This window comes from Anabaena sp. PCC 7938, assembly GCF_049315035.1.
GTDB lineage: Bacteria > Cyanobacteriota > Cyanobacteriia > Cyanobacteriales > Nostocaceae > Anabaena > Anabaena cylindrica.
In genome coordinates this window covers 5,246,507-5,271,328 of the sequence record NZ_CP186034.1, presented here as the reverse complement: position 1 = coordinate 5,271,328, position 24,822 = coordinate 5,246,507, and the positions used below count along the sequence as shown (strand labels likewise).

The following is a 24,822-nucleotide window of genomic DNA, read 5'->3' as shown; positions in this document are numbered from 1 at the left end:
GGTCGGATGGAATAACCCTCTCCTAAGAAACCGCATTCCAACAAATGCTTGTAAATGTTGGGTTTCGTTCCTCAACCCAACCTACGTGATTTCATTTTTTTGAGTTTAATCGACAAGTATTTCACCTCTACAGCATTTGTAATTTAAAAACCGCCATAACATTAAGGGATTTCCAAATAAAAAAATATCCAATTTTTGGGTAATTTATTTTTTGGTGTTTCCTAAATCTATGACAAACAGTGAAGATTGATTTTAAGGATTCAGGATACATAATGTTTGATATAGCAGGGAACAGAAGAGAAAAATATTCTTCATCCTGACTCCTGACTCCTGACTCCTGACTCCTGACTCCTGACTCCTGACTCCTGACTCCTGACTCCGAACTCCGAACTCCGAACTCCGAACTCCTGACGATTGATTATTTTGGAAATATGGCTAATTCGGTTTCTGGGTCAAAAAAGTGTAGTTTATCAGGTACTAAAGATAACCAAAGTTGCTCACCGATATTTATGATTCTATCCGGTGGAACTCTTACTTGTAATGCTTGACCATTTTTATTTGTTAAATCAGGATCAGCAATTCTTACGGATAGAAAAGTGTCATTTCCTAAGTTTTCTACTAAGTCTACTTTTACGGGTAAATTTTTAGTCGCAGGTACACCTAAAATTAGATGTTCTGGACGAATTCCTAAAATTAAGGTTTGTCCATCGTATTTTTGCAATGCACTTGCCCACACATCTGGAAGGGTGAAGCGAAAGTCGGAATGGGTAATTAATAATGGTGCGTGAAACTCTACCGGAATAAAATTCATAGGTGGTGAACCGATGAATTCTGCTACAAAGCGGTTAGCTGGATAATTATATAATTCTAATGGTGCGGCAACTTGCTGTATTTTGCCTTCTGACATGATGGCGATGCGATCGCCCATTGTCATGGCTTCAGTTTGATCATGGGTGACGTAAATCGTTGTCGTTCCTAGCTGACGCTGTAATTTGACAATTTGAGCGCGAGTCTCTGCCCGTAATTTAGCATCCAAGTTAGATAATGGTTCATCCATTAAAAATACTTGGGGATTGCGTGCGATCGCTCTTCCTAATGCTACCCGTTGTCTTTGCCCCCCAGAAAGTTGTTTTGGTAAACGATTTAACAAAGTTTCAATTTGTAACAACTGAGCTACACTCCGCACTCTTTCATCTACTGCCCGTTCTTTTTCAGAAACATAACGGAGTCCCTTGGGTAACTTCCTCGTCATCCCCACAAAAATATCTTCACGCCATGTAGTAATTTTGTCTCCCCCTGCGTCCCCAAATCGACGACGTAACCCGAAAGCGATGTTGTCATAAACCGTCATGTGAGGATAGAGAGCATAATTTTGAAACACCATAGCTATGTCTCGTTCTTTCGGAGGTAAATCATTAATCAAGCGATCGCCCACCGAAATATTGCCACCAGTCATCACCTCCAAGCCAGCGATTAACCGCAACAAAGTGCTTTTACCACAACCAGAAGGCCCCACCAATACCATAAACTCACCATCAGCAATGGTCAAATTAATCCGTCGCAAGACATTAATACTATCCGCACCTTCCCGTCCTGGCGGTAACTGCTGCTGAGTCGTCACATTTTCCCCCTTCCGGGGAGGAAAACTTTTATAAACATTTTCTAATAGAACTTGTGCCACGAGTAATTACTTTAATAGTTAGTTTTCAGTTGTCATTGGGAGAAGGTGACAGGAAAAGATAAATAAGTATTCTTCCCCATCTACCCAGTCGCCTTCATGCTAAATGCACAAAAATCATTTTTAGTAGTTCAGCACGTGTAAAAGGCTTAGTTAAATAACCAGATGCGCCTACTAATCTTGCTTTTACTTTGTCTACAATTCCCTTATTTCCTGTCACAAAAATGATGGGAATCTCTTTAAAAAATGAATTATTGCGAATGATTCGACATAACTCATAACCATCAATACCAGCCATATTTAGATCTAATAAAATTAAATCGGGCTTATGTCTAATAATAGACATAACTGCTTTGACTGGATCATTAATAGTTACAACAATAACATTTTCATCTTCTAAACAACGGCTTATTTCTTTGAGAATCGTCGGACTATCATCAACAGAAATAATTTTGTAGGTTTTTTTAGCAGTTATAGTAGCAGCGTTTACGTTTTGCTCATCAGGTTCTATGTTATTTGGTATAGTTACCAGTTGCAGATTTTCTTGTGGTAGAACTGAAATTTCAGGTACAGAGTGTTCTACAGTAGTACTCGGATCTGGTAATAATCCTGTATTAGATAATTTCTGGTTAATTTCTGTTGTTCCATATTGAGAAGATAATGAAAAATCTGCAAATGTCTTAGGCAGCGTATCAAATGGAGGATCTGGTGCATGCAAGATAATCGAACCTTGAAGAATGTGTGGATATAAAGTTCGAGCCAGTTCCACTTCATCTTGATTCATAATTACTGCCAAATGACGCAGACTAAAACCCTTCATCCAATTAGTTAGATTTTGCTGTAATTCTGGTAGTTGTTTGTCATAAAATTTACTGTTAATCAACAGATATGGACGCTGATAAGGAGAAGATATTTGGGGAATAAAAGACTGCCAACTCTGTAACCGCTTTTGGCAGCGCTCCATAATATTTTCTACATCCAGTTTACAAATTTTGGGAATGCTATCAACTGGTTCAGTTAATTTATACGTTCCTTCTGGAATTAATAAAAATGATTCAATCACCTCTTTAACTAACTCTTGAATCAGTAATGCTGCTTGGGTAGAAAGGAGATGTTTTTGATCAACAAGCCAGTAGATAGCCTGATATTCTGGAGGTTGGTTGATAAAATTGTCGTTAGATTCACTTAACTGGGTTGGCCAGTCAGGTTCAAAACTCATCCGTAGCTGTACACGAACTTCATTAGTCAGTAGAGGAATTTGCTGACTTAGACGACGCATCTGCCGTTCTAATCTGTCAAAGGGTTCTACTGAATGAGTAGCATAGATGATTTTGCCCTGATCTAAGAATATTGACCATGACACCGAATTGCTCAAGACTTGTAAACAAGTAGTGTCAGAAGAATTAGTTAACTGTCTTAATAAACGTTCAGGAGATAGTTTGCTAAAAGTGCCAGTATTATTCATATTATTACAGTTTTTCCCGAAGAATTGACTTAGTATTGAGGAAGGAGAGATTTCCGGATCAGGTATTTTCTCCCCTTGCCGATCTCTTTATAAACTAATCATGCTATTGGTAAATATTATGTATCTATCACCAGCTATATCAATTACTCCTTAGTTGTTTGTTTACATAATACTACTAGGCTGGAAATTCTCATCGCATTTTCAACATGATACAAATTTTCAGTTTTCATTTTTACATGGTGGAAATAATTATCAAATGACTGAATTAATTAGGAGTCTATAATTAGCCAAATTTCCACATAGAATCTTTAAAAATTTGTTGGAATAAATGTATATATTGATTATTGTATTCTTAATTTTTTCACGATAATTTATGTATGGTAGCTCCACTACAAAAAGTAATGTTTACCCCTGATAAATCGACCTGCTTCTGAACTATATAATGATGCAAATTTCCTGAAATTGAGAATTTGACAAGAATAATTTGGTTAATCAAGTTGACGCTATCTACCGATAGATACCATACTTGTAGTCGTACTAGTATTGGAAATTATATACTTTGAGAAAAGGAAATTAAAGCTTTGGACTATAACATAACACAAAAGGTTATGCTGGATACACTAAAACTAGATGAAGTCGTAGAGTTTGCAGAAAACCCAGAACCGCGTTGTCCGTGCGTGCTATTGCTAGATACATCTGGCTCAATGCAGGGAGAACGGATTGAAGCCTTAAATCAAGGCTTACTGAGTTTTAAAGATGAACTGGTAAAAAATTCCTTGGCAGCAAGACGGGTAGAAGTAGCGATTGTTACTTTTGATAGTCATGTCAATGTAGTACAAGATTTTGTTACGGCAGACCAATTCAACCCGCCTATTTTAACAGCCCAAGGACTAACTACGATGGGTGGGGGAATTCATAAATCATTAGAAATAATTCAAGAACGAAAATCGCAGTATCGTGCCAATGGTATTGCTTACTATCGTCCTTGGGTATTTATGATTACAGATGGTGAACCACAAGGTGAGCTAGATGAGGTGATTGAGCAAGCAGTGCAGCGTCTACAAGGGGATGAAGCCAATAAGCGTGTCGCCTTTTTTACAGTAGGAGTAGAGAATGCTAATATGACACGTTTAAATCAAATAGCAGTGCGTACTCCTCTGAAATTGCAAGGATTAAACTTTATTGAAATGTTTGTTTGGCTTTCAGCGAGTATGTCCGCTGTATCTCATTCTAAGGTAGATGAACAAGTAGCACTACCACCAATTGGTTGGGGGTCTGTTTAATAGATATAAGTTAATAGTTATCAGTTGTGGCTGTAGTCAGATAGGCTAAGACGGTGATAATTGTTCAAAGCCTTGAAGCAAATGGGTTTATACTCAGCACGGGCTAAACGCCCCGCAAGTCCCTTACAGCACTTTCCATATCATCCATCTTGGGACTGATAACTCTTCACTTTAGCTGTTAGAAGCAATTTATGAATACATCAAAACAGATTTCTCAATGGCGAATAGTAGCCGCTTCCGTATGTGGTACTAGCCACATCAAAAACAAGCAACTGTGTCAAGATGCTCATCATTGGCAGGTGTTGCCAAATAATGTGTTGGCGATCGCAGCCGCAGATGGTGCGGGTTCTGCCAGCTTGGGAAAAGTGGGAGCAATGATTGCGGTAGAAACGGCAATAGATCATATTTCTAACTGTCCAGAAATTACACCCAACATCCTTGCTGATGATAACCTCTTGCGTGCTTTGCTAACAGATACCATATTAGCCAGCAAAAAAGCGATAGAAGAAGAGGCGAAAGTAAGCGAGCATTTGCCCCATGACTTAGCAACCACCTTAATTATTGCGATCGCTACACCAGAAATTGTCGCAGTAGCCCAAATTGGTGATGGTTTAGCTGTAGCCAAGGATAGCACAGGTAATTTACTGGCACTTACCATCCCTAACAACGGTGAATATATCAACGAAACAACCTTTTTAACTTCACCAGATGCTTTAGATACAGCACAAATCAGAATAGTGCGTCAAAACATAGTTAATATCGGCGTTCTCACCGATGGACTACAAATGCTGGCTTTGAATATGATTGTGGGTGAACCGCACAAACCTTTCTTTTTTCCTTTATTTGAATTTGTAGCCAATTCTGACGATAAAATCGTAGCTAAAGAGCAATTAGTGAAGTTCTTATGCTCTGAGCGGATTACCCAGCGTACAGACGATGATTTGACCCTAGTTATAGCAGCATTAGGCAGCTGATGAACAAGATCGATTCTTTGGCATATTCCTGTTGAGACGCTACCCATTAGCTAAACTATCCCCTTTGTGGATCGTCTCTCAAGGATCTAGAGAATAAGAGGGATGGTCAGTCGCATTCTTCTTGAAGATACAGGCCAGTTACTGCAAATCGGGTCTTGTCCAATCAATGCATTGAGTCCCAAGGGAAAAAACTGCGCTGACTCACCAGCACCCAATTCCCAGTTCTCTAAAAATAACCTCTCACAACCGTAATTTTACCATGCAGGTAGTACGTTATCTTTCCCAGCAGGAAATCCTTAATCTCACTGTAAGTTTAGGGCGTGGCGGTGAAGCTTGTGTATATGCAGTGCCATCAGATGAAAATTTAGTGGCCAAAATTTATCACAAGCCTATTGTTACATATGGTCACAAACTCCAGGCAATGCTGGACAACCCCCCGGAAAATCCAACAGCTAACTTAGGACATATTTCCATAGCTTGGCCACAGGAGTTATTGCAAGCGGCAGATAGTAGTGGTAACATCATTGGCTTTTTAATGCCACGCATTCGGGGGATGCGGCCTATCATGGATTTTTATAATCCGGGAACCCGTCGCCAAAACTGCCCATTATTTAATTATCAGTATTTACTGCGTACTGCTCGGAATTTGGCAGCAGCTTTTGCAGCTCTACACGCAAGTCAATACTGCATTGGTGACGTAAATGAGTCAAACATCCTCGTTAGTGACACCTCATTAGTTACCTTAGTAGACACAGACTCATTTCAAGTGCGTGATCCACAGCAGAATATTGTCTATCGTTGTTCAGTAGGTAAACCAGAGTATACCCCACCAGAACTACAGAATAAAACTTTTGCTGAATATGATCGTGAAATTTCCCATGACTTATTTGGGTTAGCAGTGCTGATATTTCAATTATTAATGGAAGGCACTCACCCATTTTCCGGGATTTTTCAAGGTCTGTTTGACCCTCCTGCCTATGAAGCCAGAATAGTGGCCGGTCATTTCACTTACAGTCAAAAGCAAAAAGTTCCCTATTTACCTACCCCCATAGCACCTCCTTGGGAAATGCTTCATCCTGGTTTACAGGATTTGTTTGTGCGTTGTTTCGAGGATGGTCATAACAACCCCCAAGTACGTCCTAATGCTCAAACTTGGTTATCAGCAATAGCCGCAGCTGAAGAGAATCTTGTCACTTGTGCTGTAAATCCCCAGCATCTATATGATCATCATCTCAAGCAATGTCCTTGGTGTGAACGTACCTCGCAATTAGGTGGACGTGATCCTTTTCCATCATTGGAAGCGATCGCATCTAAAGAACATCTCAAACCCCGCCGAAAATCTAAAAAGCGCAATATACAAACTCCTCGTGTCCGCAAACCAGCAGTGTTAACATCTCCACTACATCACTGGCGACCAGTATTTTCCCAAAATTTTCCTGTTTATAAACCCGTAAACAATCCCAGCAAATCAAAGTTTTATACGATCATGTTTTTCTTATTGGGTTTTGGTTTATTAGGATATTTGGACGTAATGATTAAATTTACTCGTCCATTCGTATCACAAAATCCTTACACTCAACAAACATTAATGTCTAGGCAAGAAAAGAAAAATCTGGAAGAGGAAAACCTGAATTTTACAGATTATTATGAGCGAGGTAATACAGCCTATCAACAACAAGACTATGCACAAGCAATTGAAAATTTTACCCAAGGCATTAAAAAAAATCCCGGTTTCTCCAAATTGTACATGAATAGGGGTAACGCTCGTTACAATATAAATGATTATGAAGGAGCATTAGCCGACTATAACCAGGCTCTAAAAATTAATCCACAGGAAGTCAAAGCCATGGTAAATCGGGGCAATGCCTATTATATGCTGGCAGAATATAGTAGTGATCCTGACCAGGAATATAAAAAAGCTATTAACAACTTTAATACTGCTCTCAGCATCAATGAAAATGATTCTGAAGCTTATATCAGACGTGGTATAGTTCATTCTCAAATTGCTAAATATAGCCAGAACTACTACCAGCAATATACAAAATCAATTGCAGATTTCACTGAAGCCATTCAACTCAATTCATCCAAAGCAGAAGCTTACTTTCAGCGTGGACTTGCCCGTTATCAATTTGCTCAATATAGCAGTAGTTATACCCAAGCATACAAGCAAGCAATAGCAGATTTTAACCAAGCAATAAATATTAATCCTCACATGGCTAAAGTTTATCTCAAACGAGGTATGGTTCATTATGAACTAGCACAATATGGAGAAAATAAAATTCAGCATAATCAGGAACAAGCCATTGCAGATTTAGAAAAATCTGCTCAAATTTATCTTGAACAACAAGATATGGATAATTATCAGCAAGCCATCAGTAATATTTGCGTTATTGTCTCCAAAAAATGTGACATTTTATTCCAAAGTTCAACTATTTTTGAAAAAATTAATCAGTAAAACTTGAACTCATCAATAAACATTATGGTACGTAATTGATAGTACCGTATAGGTAGATTATGTGTGGATATGAACTAATTTGTAATAGCTGTAGATTATATAGGAATCCGGTTTGATTATTGAAAATATACGTAGGGTGTGTATAGCCCTGCGGGCATAGCTACGCTAGAGCGACAGCCTAACGCAGCAAACCCTTGAAAATACCAAACTTCTTCATCAGGACTTACGCAAAACAAAACGAAAATAGAGGTAATTCATGAATTACATCTGCGTAATAATAAGATTTTTAGCCACATCTTGCGTAAGTCCTATTCATTTGGAATATTAATTAATTTGCCCTGTACTTTTAAGAGGATGTTTAAAAAGTATCGAAATTAATTGATATCTCCCTTTTGAAGGGGGATTTAGAGGGATCTATCAAGTGTTAGATACCACACGACAAAGTTTTCAAACAACCTCTAATGACAAATTACAAATAATATATAGCCTTTCCCACTCTAGTTAGATACAAAATTACCCCTCCCCTTGGTAAGGCGAGGGTGCGCGACAGCGCGGGTGGGGTGTATTTCATGAGCTTGGGAATTGCTATAATACTGATGCAAAAATTAAGTTTTTCTAGTATCCATAGACTTGACCTATAGACTGCTAAAGATTCTCCTGGGTAGTTATTTTAACATTGTATATTATGAATAGCTTTTTTGCTTTTACTCAGTAAAGTTCATACCTGAAGAGGTAGAAAAAATTTGGTGCTAGTTATTTTAAATGTATTATTTTTCGTTGTATAAATCCGAGCTAAAATCAATTATACTCATCATTTTTTTACATATAAAATATCTTAAATTTACTTTCCCTTCATAATTTTTCAGCAATTTGCAGTTAGATTATTTCTAGATCCTTGATAGAGAAAATCTTACAAAAATTGATATTCTCTCTATCTATTGTGCATCCTCTTCATCCCCAAAAAATTGAACAATAACCTATCGGCACATATTTGAGGTAATTGCATGAAAGCAGTGATTTTGGCTGGAGGACTTGGTACGCGCCTCAGTGAAGAAACAAGTATCAGACCTAAGCCGATGGTGGAAATTGGTGGTAAGCCAATACTCTGGCATATAATGAAAATTTATTCATCCCATGGAATTAACGATTTCATTATTTGTTGTGGTTATAAAGGTTACATCATCAAAGAGTATTTTGCGAACTACTTCTTACATATGTCAGATGTAACTTTTGATATGCGATTTAACCAAATGAGCATACATTCTGGATATGCTGAACCCTGGCGCATCACCTTAGTAAATACAGGTGATAACACAATGACAGGTGGACGCTTAAAGCAAGTCAGAGAACATCTTGGTAATGATACATTTTGCTTTACTTATGGCGATGGTGTAAGTGATGTAAATATCACAGAACTAATTCAATTTCATCAAGAACAAAAAACTTTAGCAACACTCAGTGCCGTTCAACCAGCAGGAAGATTTGGAGCAATTTCTTTAGGACAAGAACAAACTAAAATTACTAGTTTTAAAGAAAAACCTGAAGGTGATGGCGCTTGGATTAATGGTGGTTATTTTGTTCTAGAACCAGAAGTGATCAACTTGATTACTGATGATTCCACTGTTTGGGAAAAAGAGCCATTGGAAAAGTTAGCTGATATGTCACAACTATCAGCTTTTAGACATAATGGTTTTTGGCAACCAATGGATACTTTAAGAGATAAAAACTACTTAGAGGAGCTATGGAAAAGTGGTCAAGCTCCTTGGAAGAAATGGTAATAATTCACAACTCAAAATTCACAAATAAACATGAATCCAGTGTATGATTTTGCGATTATTGGTGGGGGAATAGTTGGACTTTCAACAGCGATGGCTTTAGGTAATCGCTATCCTGATGCACGAATTTTAGTTGTAGAAAAAGAAAGTCAATGGGCATTTCACCAAACAGGCAATAATAGTGGTGTAATCCATTCGGGGATTTACTACAAACCAGGTAGCTTTAAAGCACAGTTTTGTCGTGATGGTAGTCGCTCCATGGTAGAATTCTGCCAAAAATATGACATTGAGCATGATATTTGTGGTAAAGTAATTGTTGCCACAGAAGAACAAGAATTACCACGACTAGAAACCCTCTACAAACGAGGTTTAGAAAACGGAATAGCGGTGCAAAAAATCACGGCTGAAGAAGTTAAAGAAATTGAACCTCATGTCAGTTGTGTCGGTGGAATTCGGGTATTTTCTACAGGAATAGTTAATTACAAGCAAGTTTGTTTAAAATACGCTGAACTCATTCAAAAGCGAGGAGGAGATTTACGTCTCAATACCAAAGTTTTGCAAATATCCCCAAGTGGTAAAAATCAAGTTATTGAAACCAACAAAGGTAATTTTGAAACTCGCTTTATCATCAATTGTGCCGGGTTGCACAGCGATCGCATAGCAAAACTAGGTAAAGCCAACCCCCAAGCCAAAATCGTCCCCTTTCGCGGTGAATATTACGAACTTACACCCGAAAAACGCTATCTGGTCAAAACACTCATTTACCCAGTTCCCAACCCAGATTTTCCCTTCCTGGGTGTCCACTTCACCCGGATGATTGATAATAGCGTCCATGCAGGGCCAAATGCAGTTCTCAGCCTCAAACGGGAAGGTTACAAAAAAACCGACTTTGACCTCAGAGACTTTGCAGAAGTTATTACCTATCCTGGTTTCTGGAAACTAGCAGCTAAACACGCTGATGAAGGTATTCAAGAAATCATTCGTTCCTTTAGTAAAGCAGCATTTGTCAGAAGTTTGCAAAAACTCATTCCCGAAGTCCAAGCAGCAGATTTAGTTCCTACCCATGCAGGAGTTCGCGCTCAAGCATTAATGAGTAATGGTTCTTTAGTAGATGATTTTTTAATCGTCCAAGGTAACAACTCAATTCATGTTTGCAATGCACCATCTCCCGCAGCAACATCTTCTCTAGAAATTGGCAAAGCAATTGTCAACCAAATACCTCAACAATCACATTTACAAAGCTTAGTAGCCTAGTTTCAAAGGTGAAAATAAAAAAATAGATATCTATATAGTTGGATATTAGCTGACTTTATAAGATGTCTATACTTGGGCTGTGCTGCATTAACTTCAATGATTCAGTATTGGATTTATATCATTTAGAATGCCGATTATTAACTAATAATTGAATCAAATTGTGAATTACACTGATACTTGCAAAAAATAGTTGTAACAGTTTCATGGAGTAGAGAAATCTTCACGATAAATACCACTCCCAACTGACTACAACAAAATTAATCAATCACAAGGATTTGACAAAAATGAAAATATTAGTAACAGGAACAGAAGGATATCTTGGTTCCTTACTACCTTCTTTGTTAATAGCTAGAGGTCATGAAGTTATTGGCGTAGATACTGGTTTTTATAAAGTTGGCTGGCTATATAACGGAACTAATGTAACAGCAAAAACCCTCAATAAAGATATTCGCAATATTATTCCTGAAGATTTAGAGGGTGTGGAAGCAATAGTTCATATGGCGGAACTTTCCAATGATCCTACAGGACAATTAGCACCTAACATTACCTATGAAATTAATCATTTAGGTTCAGTCCGTTTGGCTAACTTAGCCAAAGCAGTCGGTGTGCGTCGTTTTGTTTATATGTCTTCTTGCAGTGTTTATGGTGTTGCGAGTGAAGATGATGTTACCGAAGAATCACCTGTGAATCCTCAAACAGCTTACGCAGAATGTAAAACATTAGTAGAAAGAGATGTCCAGCCATTAGCAGATGATGATTTCTCTCCTACATTTATGCGGAATGCTACCGCTTTTGGTGCTTCTCCGAGAATGCGATTTGATATTGTTTTAAACAATTTATCAGGATTAGCATGGACTACCAAAGAAATTAAAATGACAAGTGATGGTACACCTTGGCGGCCATTAGTCCACGCATTGGATATTTGTAAAGCTATTGTTTGTGCTTTAGAAGCGCCTAGAGATATTGTCCACAATCAAATATTTAATGTGGGAGATACAGCTAATAATTATCGAGTTAGAGAAATCGCAGAAATTATTGCTGACACTTTCCCCGGCTGTAGATTATCTTTTGGGAATAACGGTTCAGATAATCGCAGTTATCGAGTATCTTTTGAAAAAATTAATACGATTTTGCCAGGATTCAAGTGCGATTGGAATGCCCAACTCGGCGCTCAACAATTGTTTGATTTATTCAGTCAAATTCATATGACTGAAGATACTTTCTTATTCCGAGGATTTACACGCTTAAAACAATTAGAGTATCTGATTCGTACTCAACAAATTGATCAAGATTTTTTCTGGAATAAAAATTAGTTCTTGCATTATGGAATCAATAGGTTAATTACAAATTCCGAATCAATTGTATTTGATTCGGAAGTATCTATAAGTTCCGAATCATTTTTCAATTATTTTACTCATACCAGGAATTTAGGATGAATATACCACCATGAATAAACTACTTACCATTGCTATTCCTACTTATAATCGTGCTGCATTGCTAGATAAACAGTTAGCATGGCTGGCTAAATCTATTAAAGGTTTTGAATCTGAATGTGAAATTATTGTTTCTGATAATTGTTCAGAAGATAATACACAAGAAATCATTAACAAATGGCAAATTCAACTTAATAATACTGTATTCCTCAATAATAGGAATAGTAAAAATATAGGTTTAATGCCTAATATTGCTTTTTGTATACAGTCTGCTAGTGGTCAGTATGTTTGGACTGTTGGTGATGATGATCCAATTCAAGAAAGAAGCCTAGCTTATTTATTAACTACACTCAAGCAGCATCCAAGTTTAACATTAATGTTTTTAAATTGTTCTGGTCGTGATAAACGAACAAATAAAATAGTTGTCGAACATTGGTTTAAAAGTAATACTAATGAGCCAGTTACTAATGGCAGAAATATATTTCAACGTTATTTACAGGAAAGCTTTGGTGGTGTGCTTTTCATGACAGCGGTAGTTTATAAAACAGAACTAGTACAACGTGCTTTAAAAACTTGGCCAACTTCTGCTAAAAACTTGGCATCTCAAGCATATTGGACAGGATTTTGTGCGCTGCATGGAAGTGTCATAGTGACTAAAGATAATTATTTAGAATGCACAATGCACGCTAGTCATTTAGATCAAGATCCAAGATTAGCATTAATGATGCAGTATATCTACATACCTGAGGTTTATTTAAAGCTTTTAACCATAGGTTATTCTTATAAATTTTGTCAAAGAAAAATTTTAAGAAACCTAGTCAAATTAAATTACTGGAGAATCTTTTTAGGTGGTTTTAGAAGATGGCCTTTCTTAGCGATGAGGGTCATGCTTTATTACTGGTCTTTGATCTGCCAATCTGCTTATAGACTTATCTTTGTTTCCAGAAAAAATAATGATGTAGAAGCACAATTGATTACGTCTTTAAGTAAAGAAGGTTAATAGTGAGATCTACATCTAGTCAATTTAATAAAATGAAAATACTGATTTAACATGAAGAAAATACTGACAATTGCAATCCCTACATACAATCGAGCCGAGTTACTGGATAAACAATTAACTTGGTTGTCTCAAGCTATCAAAGGATTTGAATCAGAATGTGAAATTTTAGTTTCTGATAATTGTTCTACTGATCACACACCATCAATCGTTAAAAAATGGCAAAATATATTCAGCCATATCACGTTTAAAACCAATAGAAATTCTCAAAATTTAGGCGTAATGAAAAATATTTTTTACTGCCTAAATGCTGCTACTAGTAAATATGTTTGGACAATTGGTGATGATGATCCAATTCAAGAAAAAGCAGTTGCTTATGTGATTAATAAAATTAAGCACAATGAAGATTTATCATTGTTATTTTTGAATTTCTCTGGTAGAAATCAAATTACTGGTGAACCTGTTCACCCTCCTACAATAGTCGGTAATCGCTGGTTTGACATTGAGAGAGAAGATGGTGAAAGTGATGGTAAAGCCACCTTTGAACATTGTTATGCTAAAAGTGTCGGTGCAGTAATTTTTCTCACTGCTACAATCTACCGAACTGACTTAGTAAAAAGCGCCCTAACAATGTGGCCTGACGCAATTAATAACTGGATATCTTTAGCATATCTGGCTGGTTATTGTGCTGCTCAAGGCAAAGTTATTGTCACTAAAGATATTTATCTAGAATGTATTGTTGGTGTAAGTCATTGGCAAAAAGAGCCAAGATCTGCACTATTAATGCAATATAAACACATCCCTGAAGTGATTTTAAAATTTGAAGAAATTGGATATTCTTCTCAATTTTGTCGTCGGATGATGTTACAGAATTTCCGAGAAGTGAATTTAAAGGTTTTTTTAGGTGCTTTAAGAAGATGGCCTTTTCCAGCCATCAAAACAGTAGTTCCTTTTTTGGCTTTAGTTAGTTTATCTGCCTTTGAAATAATACCAATTAGAGAATTTAAAACTGTAGAGATGCTTGATACATCTATTCAACAAATCAAAAAAGTGTGAGTAGTAATTTGCTAAACATGGGTGCGTCACAAATGCATTTGTTAAGGAAATTGTGCTATGATTAATAGTCTTAAAGACAAAATGTTAGTATTAAGAGATGAGTTAGTTTATAGATCTAAACTTTGGCAGTATCAGAGTAAATTACCTGTATTAGAAGGACGCGATCAACTAATTGCAGAATCTCTCAAGCGTGAAGGTATTTGCATTACAACTCTTGAAGATTTAGGATTTCCTGCCACTCCACAATTGCTGAATGCTGCTCACAGTATCCTACCAAACATAGGAATATCTAATTACACATCTTCATGCCAAAATCCCCCAGAAATTTACACAGTTACACACTTACCTAGTTTTTTAAACTGGGGAAATGAACAAAGACTCATAAATATTCTGGAAAGTTATATTGGTCTTCCTGTTGCTTATCATGGCGTACAAATCCGCAAAGACTTTATTAATCAAAGTCAATTCAGTACAATGCTATGGCATCGAGATTCGGAAGACCGTAAAATCATCAAAATTATTATTTACCTAAATGATGTAGAAGAAAAACAAGGACCTTTTGAATATGTGCCATCATCTTTTACTTCTGGACTAAATTTTTATCGACTTTACTACAAGATTCATAACTCAGGAATTAGTGATGAAATGCTAAATAAAATCGTACCAAAATCGGCTTGGAAGTCTTGTCCAGGTGCAGCAGGTACAGTAATTTTGGCTGATACACAAAGACTTTTACATCATGGAACTGTGCGAACAAAAGAGCGTTCAACGCTATTTTTTGCCTACACAGCAAACCCACCTAAACGACCAGGACTTTGCACTCAATACTGGGATAATACTTATCCTAAACCAGAATTATGCAGAGAACTGAATTAAAAATGGAATGAGCGAATAAAGGCTGAGGAATTAATCTGATTAATTTAGTTTTTCAATTAGTGAAAGGATTTCTATGATGCTGAACAATATTAAAAACAAAATATCTCTGCTAAATTCTGAGTTGGGTTATAAACTAGCATTAGTGAAGTACAGGAAAAATTTATCTACACTAGCTGCAACTGATTACTTAATTGCTGAAACTCTAAAACGTCAAGGTGTTTATATCACTTCTTTGGAAGATTTAGGATTACCATCAACTACACAAATGTTAGTGTCTGCTAATAGTTATGCAACAAGTATGGCAACTCCAAGGGATATCCATGCAGGTTATAAGTTGCCGCAAATTTATACGGTTACAGATTTACCAGAATTTTTTAGCTGGGGAATTGAAGAACGGCTACAAAAAATCATTGAAAATTATATAGGACTACCTATAGCTTTTCATGGTGTTCATGTACGTAAAGATTTCCCCAATGAGCAGCAAGTACAAACACTATTATGGCATAAAGATTCCGAAGATAGACGCATGATTAAAATCATCATCTATTTAGATGATGTAACTGAAAAACATGGGCCTTTTGAATATGTGCCAAAACCTGCTAGTTTTTTAGAAAAATTAAATTATTACCGAGTCGATTATATGCTTTGGAGGTCTAATTATTTAGGAATAGATGATAAAAAATTGATGGAAATTATACCTAAATCAGCTTGGAAATCTTGTCCTGGAAAAGCTGGAACTGTAATTTTTGTAGATCCAAGAAATGTTTTACATCATGGAACTGTGAGAACAAAAGAGCGATCAACACTCTTCTTTGTGTATACAGCTAACCCACCAAAGCGTCCAGAACTTTGTAGAGAATATCATGATGATACTTTTGCTAGACCACAGTTAAGCCAACAAATAACTAGGCACTAATACAGTTTTGCTGAAACTTAATACTTAATAATGAGTATTCATAACCTCATGCTTTCTTTGTTTAACCTGATTTCCTGTGAATACCGTGAATAAATTACTTAGCATTGCTATTCCTACATATAATCGTGCTGCATTGCTAGATAAACAATTAGCATGGCTGGCTAAATCTATTAAAGGTTTTGAATCTGAATGTGAAATTATTGTTTCTGATAACTGTTCAGAAGATAATACACAAGAAATAATTAACAAATGGCAGTTATCTTTACCAAATATAGTATTTCATAACAATAAGAATTGCGAAAATTTGGGTGTTATGAAAAATATTGCTTATTGCATACAAGCGGCAGCAAGCAAATATGTTTGGACTATTAGTGATGATGATATTATTGCTGATCAAACGATATCTTATGTCGTCAATACCTTGAAGCAAGAGCCAGATTTAACTTTACTGGTCTTGAATTTTTCCTGTCGTCATGAAGTAACGGGTGAATTATTATATGAACGCTGTTATGAAATTGATAATGAACAAGTTGAGCATGATGGCAAGGCAGCATTTGAGCGTTGTATACAAGAAAATCGCTCTGGTGTACAACTGATGTCTGCTCAAATATACAGAACAGAATTAGCTCAAAATGCTCTAAAAAAATGGTCTGAAGGTTTAAATAACTTAGATTATCAGGTCTACTTAACTGGTTTTTGTGCTTGTCATGGCAGCGTTAAAATAACTAAAGATGCTTATTTGGAAAATGCTTTTGGTGCTAGTCATTGGATGCTAAAACCCAAGGTATTACTAAAAATGCAATATACGTATTCGCCAGAGATTAATATCAAGCTAAATGAGGTAGGATATCCTAAACATTTTTGTAATCAATTAGTTATTCACCATTTTAAAAATAATAATTGGCGAGTTCTATTTGGTGCTTTGAAAAGATGGCCAATTATGGCAGTTACCACCATAATTCCTTATCTTGGCTTAGTAAGTGTATCAGTTCTGGAAAGCACTATAGCCTCTCATAAAACAGAAGATACAACCTCACAGATAAGTGACATCAGGCATCAATAGAAACTTATGTATACTATTGATAATGAAATATTTATCAATTTCCGACATCTCATAAATCATTAATGAAGCAAGGATTCATGTCATGCTCAACACAATTAAAGCCAAAACATCAGCAATAGGTTATGAGTTGAAGTACAGAATGGCATTAGTTAAACATCGTAAAAATTTACCCACATTAGCAGAATGCGATCGCCCAATTCTTGATTCGCTCAAACGTGATTATATTTGCATTACAAACCTTACAGATTTAGGATTAACTTCTACTTCACAACTGCTTAATTCTGCTTATCATTTATTACCAAGTCTGGTTAAGAATAACTCCAATTCTTCAGACCAGAATCCACCAGCAATTTATACGGTTACAGATTTACCACAGTTTTCTACCTGGGGAAAAGAACCAAGATTAATCAGCATTATCGAAAACTACATTGGTCTTCCCATTGCCTTTCATGGTGTACATTTACGTAAAGACTTTCCTAATAAAGACCAGTTTGCCACATTACTATGGCATAGAGATATAGAAGACCGTCGAGTTATCAAAGTCATCGTTTATTTAAATGATGTAGAAGAAAAACACGGGCCATTTGAATATGTACCATTGTCTTATACTTCTCCATACCATCCTAATTGTTATCGAATTAAATCTAAGATCAATACATCAGGAGGAATAAACGATGAAACACTAAGTCCAATTATCCCCAAATCAGCGTGGAAGTCTTGTCCTGGTCCAGCAGGTACAGTAATTATTGTTGATACCAGAAGACTTTTACATCATGGCACTCTCCGCACTCAAGAACGGCCAACATTATTTTTTGCCTATACTGCTAACCCTCCAAAACAGCCACAACTGTGTAATCATTTTTGGGATGATTCTTTTCCTAAACCAAATTTATCTGGGCAATATGATCAGGAGTTAGATAATCCGTTATCCTTTGTGCCAAAAAGTTTAAAATCTCTCACTTCTATAGATAGCTAATACTGCTATATAGAAGTAATACTTTTCAGGTAGTAGCTTTATTTCTACTATCATGTATTAGTTTCAATTAGGATTTATCACTCTAAACGAAACTCATTCAATAAATGCTGTTCGCAACCAACATTATTATCATAGCAACCCATGATTTTTACATCCACTAAGCTCTCTGGTGCTTTTATTATTGACTTAGAAGAAAAGTCAGATTCCCGTGGTTTTTTTGCTCGGACTTTCTGCGCTCAAGAATTTGCAGACCATGGCTTAAAGTCAACAGTTGCCCAATGTAACCTATCTTTTAATCATCAAAAAGGCACATTGCGGGGAATGCATTATCAAATTCTTCCCGCAGCAGAAACTAAATTAATTCGTTGTACTCAAGGGGCTATTTATGACGTAATTATTGATATGCGTCCTGAATCTCCAACTTATCTATTGCATATTGGTGTAGAACTAACTGCGGAAAATCGTCGTGCTTTATATGTACCAGAAATGTTTGCTCATGGCTATCAAGCTTTAACAGATGGTGTAGAAGTTGTCTATCAAGTGGGTGAATTTTACACTCCTGGATATGAGCGTGGTTTGCGTTATGATGATCCTCTTTTAGAGATTTCTTGGCCTTTGAGCGTTACAGAAATGTCTGATAAAGATCGGAATTGGCCTTTACTAGAATCTATTTTAATAGGAGTTTAATGATGATTATTGTAGATAAAGCTCTCGAAGCCCGTGCGGCATTAGGTAAGCCAGTGAAAGTGGCGATGATTGGTGCAGGTTTTATGGGTCGAGGAATTGCCAATCAAATTATTAATTCTGTCCCAGGAATGGAATTAGTAGCTATTTTCAACCGCCATATTGATACAGCTAAACGAGCTTATTTAGAAGCAGGAATTGAGGATATTCAGGTTGTTTCTAATTTAGCTGATTTAGAAGACTCTATCGCACAAGGGCAGTATGCAGTTACCGAAGATGCCATGTTACTGTGTGAAGCTGAAGGCATAGATGCAATTATCGAAGTCACCGGCACAATCGAATTTGCAGCTCATTTAGTCATGAGAGCGATCGCTCATCAAAAGCATATCATCTTAATGAATGCCGAACTCGACGGCACAATTGGCCCCATCCTCAAAGTCCATGCAGACCGCGCTGGAGTCATCCTCAGCGCCTGCGACGGCGACCAACCAGGGGTAGAAATGAACCTCTACCGCTTCGTCAAAAGCATCGGCTTAACCCCCCTATTATGTGGCAACATCAAAGGTCTACAAGACCCCTACCGTAACCCCACCACCCAAGAAGGCTTTGCTAAACGCTGGGGTCAAAATCCCGCCATGGTGACAAGTTTTGCAGACGGCACAAAAATTTCTTTTGAGCAAGCAATAGTTGCCAATGCTACAAACATGAAAGTAGCAAAACGCGGAATGTTGGGATATGACTACACAGGTCATGTTGATGAAATGACCAAAATGTATGATGTTGACCAACTCAAAGAATTAGGTGGCATCGTTGATTATGTCGTCGGCACAAAACCAGGCCCAGGAGTATTTGTCTTTGCCACCCACGACGACCCCAAACAACGCCATTACCTCAACCTCTATAAACTTGGTGAAGGCCCCCTCTACAGCTTCTACACCCCCTATCACCTCTGCCATTTTGAAGTTCCCCTATCAGTAGCCCGTGCAGTCCTCTTCCATGATGCCGTTCTTGCACCCATAGCCGGCCCCGTTGTCGAAGTCGTCGCTACTGCCAAAATCGACCTCAAAGCCGGAGAAACTCTTGATGGCATTGGTTATTACATGACCTATGGACAATGTGAAAACGCAGAAATTGTCAAACAAGAAAATTTACTCCCAATGGGAATAGCAGAAGGATGTCGCTTAAAGCATGATCTTGCCAAAGATCATGTCCTCACTTATGAAGATGTGGAATTACCTGAAGGTAGACTTTGCGACAAACTACGATCTGAACAAACAACTTATTTTGCTCCTGCAAAAACCTTGATACTTGCAAAATAGTTTTTAATTGATTGATAGCTTGGGGGTGGTTATCACCCTTAAGCTATATATAATTTAGTTCAATATGAGCCAATAGTAAAAAAAAATCCTGATATTCTTATTCAACCCCTGATTCTTATTTATAGGAGTTCACAATTTAAATTAATAGTATTTACTTATTTTTTGGCAAAATTAAGTAACTTATTTCGGCAGTAATTTACTTGACTCTCTTCATATCAAAAATAAGTAAATCTTCCAGGCTTTTTATATCTCAACAAGGGCATTATCCAAAATAAAAAATCGCCACAACCTCCTATAGATGGGTTTAGTAAAGACAGCAGACTGTTATAAACATATCTGTAAATACTTGCTAACCAATCCAGAATTTAATCAACATTGCAATATAAGGCATCATCCATGAAAATTGCTCTCGTCCATGATTATTTAACCCAGCGCGGTGGGGCAGAGCGTGTGTTTGAATTGCTTTGTAAACGCTACCCTGAAGCGGACATCTTCACATCGTTGTACGATCCGCAAAAAACTATTGATCTTAGTGAGCGCATAGTTAAGACAACTTTTTTGCAAAAGATTCCTGGTGCAGCAAAGCATTTCCGTTTAATGGCTCCCCTTTACTTTCCTGCATTTCGGTCTTTGAATCTACAAGACTACGATTTAATTATCAGTAGTAGCACTAGTTTTGCCAAAGCAGTTAGAAAAAAATCCGAAGCACGCCACATTTGCTTTTGTCATAATGTTACCCGGTTTTTATGGGATACAGAAACTTATTTACGGGAGTATGGAGATTATCGTTTTTTTGCTCCATTAATTGAAAAAATATTTCAACTCATGAGAAATGTAGATCTGAAATATTCTCAAGAACCAGACCTCTACATTGCTAATTCCAGCGTTGTCGCCCGTCGTATTCAAAAAATTTATGGTAAACAAGCACTTGTAATTAACTATCCAATTGATACCAGCAACTTTGTTTTTTCAGATACAAAAGCAGAATACTACTTGGCATCTGCCCGGATGATAAGTTATAAACGTCTTGATATAATAATCGAGGCTTTCAACTGGTTAGGGTGGCATTTATTAATATCAGGTGACGGACCCGAACTAGAACGGTTAAAATCCAAGGCATTAGGAAATGTCGAATTCTTAGGTCACGTTAGTGATAGCAAACGTAAGGACTTATTTTCTCAAGCCAAGTCCATTATTGTTGCTGCTTTAGAAGACTACGGTTTAGTTCCAGTAGAGGCAAATGCTAGTGGAACACCAGTCATAGCCTATGGAGCCGGTGGGGTATTAGATACTCAGATACCTGGTAAAACTGGGGTTTTCTTTAATAGACAAACACCTGATTCTCTACAATCGGCATTACTAGAAGCTAGAGGAATATCTTGGAATTACGAAAATATTCGTAATCATGCCGTAAATAACTTTTCAGAACAGGCATTCTTTAGTAAGGTTGAGCAAATTATTACTCAAGCTTCTGGTGTGCATCGCTCATTTATTTAATTGGTTAGCTGTTCCTCTCAGAAGAAACAAGCTACACATAGCGTCTCACCCAACAAGGATAATAAACGTGGTTCAAACTAGTCTTAATCCCCACATCACTTCAGTAGCAGATACAGAACCAAGTTATGGACAAATGTTTGCCGTATTTCTCCGGCGATTTCCCTGGTTTTTATTAGCATTTTTAAGCTCTACTGCACTGGCTGGCATCATTACTTTAAAGACAAATCCCACCTTCAAAAGTACAATGCAATTGTTAGTAGAACCTAACTATCAAGGCAAAAAAGAAGGAGGAGATACAGTAGAAAATCAGTTTACAGACTCTAACGTTGTTATAGATACAGCAACCCAGCTTAATCTGATGCAGAGTTCTGGATTGATCCAAAAAGCAGTTGATAAACTTAAAGCTGAATATCCCAGTATCACTGTAGAGGAGATTAAAAAATCTTTAGTCTTAACTCAACTCAGGACTAAAGAAGATAATGTCGCTACTAAAATTTTCCAAATTGACTATACAGATACCAATCCTGAAAAAACACAAAAAGTCCTAGATGCCATTCGGCAAGTTTATTTAGAATATAACAAACAACAACAGGATTTGCGTTTACAGAAAGGTCTGCAAGTCATTAGAGATCAATTGAGAAAAGCCAGTGATGAGGTGAATGCTTCTGAAAACAATCTCCAACGATTTCGGAGAAACCAAAATTTAATTGATCCCGAATTACAAGCCAAAGCAATTGAAGAAACTTTAAATACTATTCAGCGAGAACGACAAACAACTCGTTCTCAATATGAAGAAGCTATAGCTAAACAAAAATCTTTACAAGTACAACTCAATCGTTCTCCACAAAATGCTTTAGTTTCTTCTCGTTTGAGTCAGTCCACACGCTATCAAGGCTTACTCAACGAAATCCAAAAAACCGAATTAGCTTTAGCACAAGAACGCTTACGTTTTACTGATGACACTCCTGGTGTGCAGAAGCTGAACGAACAACTCCAAAGTCAAAAAGAACTCTTGCAAAAAGAAGTTAGTAGAACTTTAGGTGGACGGTCTACTAGTGCATTTGGTATTGGAGAAACTTTGCTAGAACAGGGACAGCTGGGAGAAATTGACATTAATCTCACCAGTGAGTTGGTAGAAACCCAGACAAATATAGTTTCTCTGAGTGCGCGTGATCAAACTCTAGCCGAAAAAGAGAAAGAATTGCGATCGCAACTGAAACGCTTCCCTTCCCTCTTGGCCTATTACAACCGCATACTTCCCCAATTACAATTTAGCCGGGAAAGAATGGAGCAATTATTGCGGGCAGAACAGCAATTACGGCAGGAACTATCCAAAGGTGGCTTTAATTGGGAAGTGGTCGAAGATCCTCAAGAAGGCACACAATTAGGACCTAACCTCAAACAAAATCTCTTATTAGGTGCCGTAGTCGGATTAATGTTGGGTGGCATTGCTGCCTTTATTCGAGAAGCATCTGATGATTCAGTACATACTACCGCTGAATTAGAGAAACAAGTTGCCCTCCCATTATTAGGCACAACACCCAAATTACCACCAGCTAAACCCAAAGAATCAATCATCAAATTACCATTTGGTAAACCCGAAGTTCTTGCTCCCTGGACAATTCAAGTATTGCAATCACCACCACGTTGGGAATCATTAGATCTGATTTATAAAAATATAGAGCTTCTCAATAGCGTGTCTGATTTAAAATCATTGATGGTAACATCAGCACTGCCAGATGAGGGTAAATCAGCTTTGGCTTTAGGTCTGGCCATGAGTGCAGCCCGGTTACACAAAAAGGTACTACTAATTGATGCCAACTTACGAGATCCAAGCTTGCACAAACAGCTTAATCTTCCTAATGAACAAGGGCTTTCCACACTCCTAGGTAGTGATGTTGACCTTCCTCAACAGATTGGGGTTCAATACTCAGGTTCATCCTATATAGACATCTTGACTGCTGGCCCCATACCTATAGATCCTGCTCATCTTTTAAGTTCCCCACGTATGATGCAGTTGATGGCAGCATTTGAAGAAAACTATGATTTGGTACTTATAGACTCTTCATCAGTTCTCGGTTTAGTGGATGCTATGCTCACAGCATCATCTTGTCGTAGTGTAGTCATGGTAGCCAGTATTGGTAGGGTGACACGCAACAATTTAGCCCAAGCTACCGCTATGTTAAGTAAGTTAAATCTAATTGGAATTGTAGCTAATGGAGTATCTAATTCTGATAGCACTTATGTCCCCTATGTCAAGCAACAACAATTGGTGCTACAACAGATTGTGGAAAAATAGTTAAATGATTTCCACGGCATCATTCTGGTTATCAAAAAATCATTCAGGAGTCAGAAGTCAGACTAATTTTAGATGACTGACTCCTGTAGTGGGCTTTTTTAGCAGGTATAAATTTAATCAATCAGTTAATCTGAGAATTGAAGAATTTTGAAAAAATAAATTATTCAATTCTTTGAGATGTTTATGAAAGGGACAACCAAATAAGCATCATAAGGGTTTATAAAATCAAAAAAGAGTTAAATATTGACAGAAATAGTAATAAAAATAACCTCTAAATTTGATTAGCTAAATCTTGTTAAACTCCAACAAAAATAAGCTATTTCCAGTAAATTATGTAACATTAATTAGTTGCCAATCATACAAAAAATAAGTTTAGTTAATAGCTACAAATAATTGTAACTTTTTTATGTTTAACTAGATCAATTCATCATAGCTTAATATTATTGGTGAAAATTACAGCTTTATTTAAAGAGTAAATAAAGAATTGATTTAATCATTAGTTATTTCTGTTGGTTCTTATATTCTAGAAATTGAGGACAAAACTAAAAACCAAAAGCTGTCACAGTAAGATTAGAGCAGTTTTGTGATAGATGTCTAGAAATTGAATAGACACGAATACATCAGCATAGCAACAATTTGACGGGATAATTGACCTCTACACATCCCTAAAGAAAATACCAAGTTTCCTAACTCGCCATTTATCTTAATTGCTGTTCGCCTAACTCTTATTTTTGCTTTCTGTACATCTTTACACCTACAGAATTACACCAAATACGTTCTGTAAAGACCAGTACAATCATTCCTTAGGAGGATGCGAAAAAA

The 24,822-nt window shown here is 37.0% G+C and carries 18 protein-coding genes; 16 read left to right on the top strand and 2 right to left on the bottom strand.

Annotation, left to right across the window (positions count from 1 at the left end):
* Positions 1–418 precede the first annotated feature (418 nt).
* Entirely contained in the window at positions 419–1,681 is a 1,263-nt protein-coding gene (locus ACOWPH_RS23665) for an ABC transporter ATP-binding protein (RefSeq protein WP_015212559.1), read from the bottom strand.
* Positions 1,682–1,775: 94 nt separating this feature from the next.
* Positions 1,776–3,143 (bottom strand): response regulator, encoded by a 1,368-nt coding sequence (locus ACOWPH_RS23660; RefSeq protein ID WP_015212558.1) that lies wholly within the window; start codon positions 3,141–3,143, stop codon positions 1,776–1,778.
* A 608-nt stretch (positions 3,144–3,751) separates the two neighbouring features.
* On the opposite strand from ACOWPH_RS23660, the gene ACOWPH_RS23655 reads away from it, so the two are divergent.
* The 16 genes from ACOWPH_RS23655 to ACOWPH_RS23580 all read left to right on the top strand — a co-directional run bounded on the left by ACOWPH_RS23655 (position 3,752) and on the right by ACOWPH_RS23580 (position 24,000).
* A complete protein-coding gene (locus tag ACOWPH_RS23655; protein WP_042464439.1) occupies positions 3,752–4,426 on the top strand; it encodes a vWA domain-containing protein in 675 nt (224 codons plus the stop codon).
* Positions 4,427–4,617: 191 nt separating this feature from the next.
* Positions 4,618–5,400, top strand: a complete 783-nt coding sequence (locus tag ACOWPH_RS23650; RefSeq protein ID WP_015212556.1) for a PP2C family serine/threonine-protein phosphatase — start codon at positions 4,618–4,620, stop codon at positions 5,398–5,400.
* 259 nt (positions 5,401–5,659) lie between these two features.
* Positions 5,660–7,855, top strand: a complete 2,196-nt coding sequence (locus ACOWPH_RS23645; RefSeq protein WP_015212555.1) for a tetratricopeptide repeat protein — start codon at positions 5,660–5,662, stop codon at positions 7,853–7,855.
* A gap of 1,004 nt (positions 7,856–8,859) precedes the next feature.
* On the top strand, positions 8,860–9,633 hold the full coding sequence (gene rfbF / locus ACOWPH_RS23640; protein WP_015212554.1) for a glucose-1-phosphate cytidylyltransferase: 774 nt from the start codon (positions 8,860–8,862) through the stop codon (positions 9,631–9,633).
* A 39-nt stretch (positions 9,634–9,672) separates the two neighbouring features.
* The gene (lhgO, locus tag ACOWPH_RS23635) at positions 9,673–10,884 is read left to right on the top strand and encodes an L-2-hydroxyglutarate oxidase (RefSeq protein WP_042465564.1); all 1,212 of its coding nucleotides are present in this window, start codon (positions 9,673–9,675) and stop codon (positions 10,882–10,884) included.
* Positions 10,885–11,168: 284 nt separating this feature from the next.
* Entirely contained in the window at positions 11,169–12,197 is a 1,029-nt protein-coding gene (locus ACOWPH_RS23630; RefSeq protein ID WP_015212552.1) for an NAD-dependent epimerase/dehydratase family protein, read from the top strand.
* Between the two features lie 133 nt (positions 12,198–12,330).
* On the top strand, positions 12,331–13,317 hold the full coding sequence (locus ACOWPH_RS23625) for a glycosyltransferase family 2 protein (protein ID WP_015212551.1): 987 nt from the start codon (positions 12,331–12,333) through the stop codon (positions 13,315–13,317).
* Between the two features lie 51 nt (positions 13,318–13,368).
* Positions 13,369–14,370: a glycosyltransferase family 2 protein gene (locus ACOWPH_RS23620; protein WP_015212550.1), complete on the top strand. Its 1,002-nt coding sequence runs from the start codon at positions 13,369–13,371 to the stop codon at positions 14,368–14,370.
* Positions 14,371–14,427: 57 nt separating this feature from the next.
* Positions 14,428–15,246, top strand: a complete 819-nt coding sequence (locus ACOWPH_RS23615; protein WP_015212549.1) for a hypothetical protein — start codon at positions 14,428–14,430, stop codon at positions 15,244–15,246.
* Between the two features lie 73 nt (positions 15,247–15,319).
* Complete coding sequence (locus ACOWPH_RS23610; RefSeq protein ID WP_015212548.1) at positions 15,320–16,162, top strand: phytanoyl-CoA dioxygenase family protein; 843 nt, start codon at positions 15,320–15,322, stop codon at positions 16,160–16,162.
* A gap of 85 nt (positions 16,163–16,247) precedes the next feature.
* On the top strand, positions 16,248–17,225 hold the full coding sequence (locus tag ACOWPH_RS23605; RefSeq protein WP_042464437.1) for a glycosyltransferase family 2 protein: 978 nt from the start codon (positions 16,248–16,250) through the stop codon (positions 17,223–17,225).
* A gap of 82 nt (positions 17,226–17,307) precedes the next feature.
* Positions 17,308–18,201 (top strand): hypothetical protein, encoded by an 894-nt coding sequence (locus tag ACOWPH_RS23600; protein ID WP_015212546.1) that lies wholly within the window; start codon positions 17,308–17,310, stop codon positions 18,199–18,201.
* 141 nt (positions 18,202–18,342) lie between these two features.
* Entirely contained in the window at positions 18,343–18,888 is a 546-nt protein-coding gene (gene rfbC / locus ACOWPH_RS23595) for a dTDP-4-dehydrorhamnose 3,5-epimerase (protein WP_015212545.1), read from the top strand.
* 2 nt (positions 18,889–18,890) lie between these two features.
* Complete coding sequence (locus ACOWPH_RS23590) at positions 18,891–20,204, top strand: NAD(P)H-dependent oxidoreductase (protein ID WP_015212544.1); 1,314 nt, start codon at positions 18,891–18,893, stop codon at positions 20,202–20,204.
* 396 nt (positions 20,205–20,600) lie between these two features.
* Positions 20,601–21,701 (top strand): glycosyltransferase, encoded by a 1,101-nt coding sequence (locus ACOWPH_RS23585; protein WP_015212543.1) that lies wholly within the window; start codon positions 20,601–20,603, stop codon positions 21,699–21,701.
* 67 nt (positions 21,702–21,768) lie between these two features.
* Positions 21,769–24,000 (top strand): GumC family protein, encoded by a 2,232-nt coding sequence (locus ACOWPH_RS23580; RefSeq protein WP_015212542.1) that lies wholly within the window; start codon positions 21,769–21,771, stop codon positions 23,998–24,000.
* The last annotated feature ends 822 nt before the right edge of the window (positions 24,001–24,822 follow it).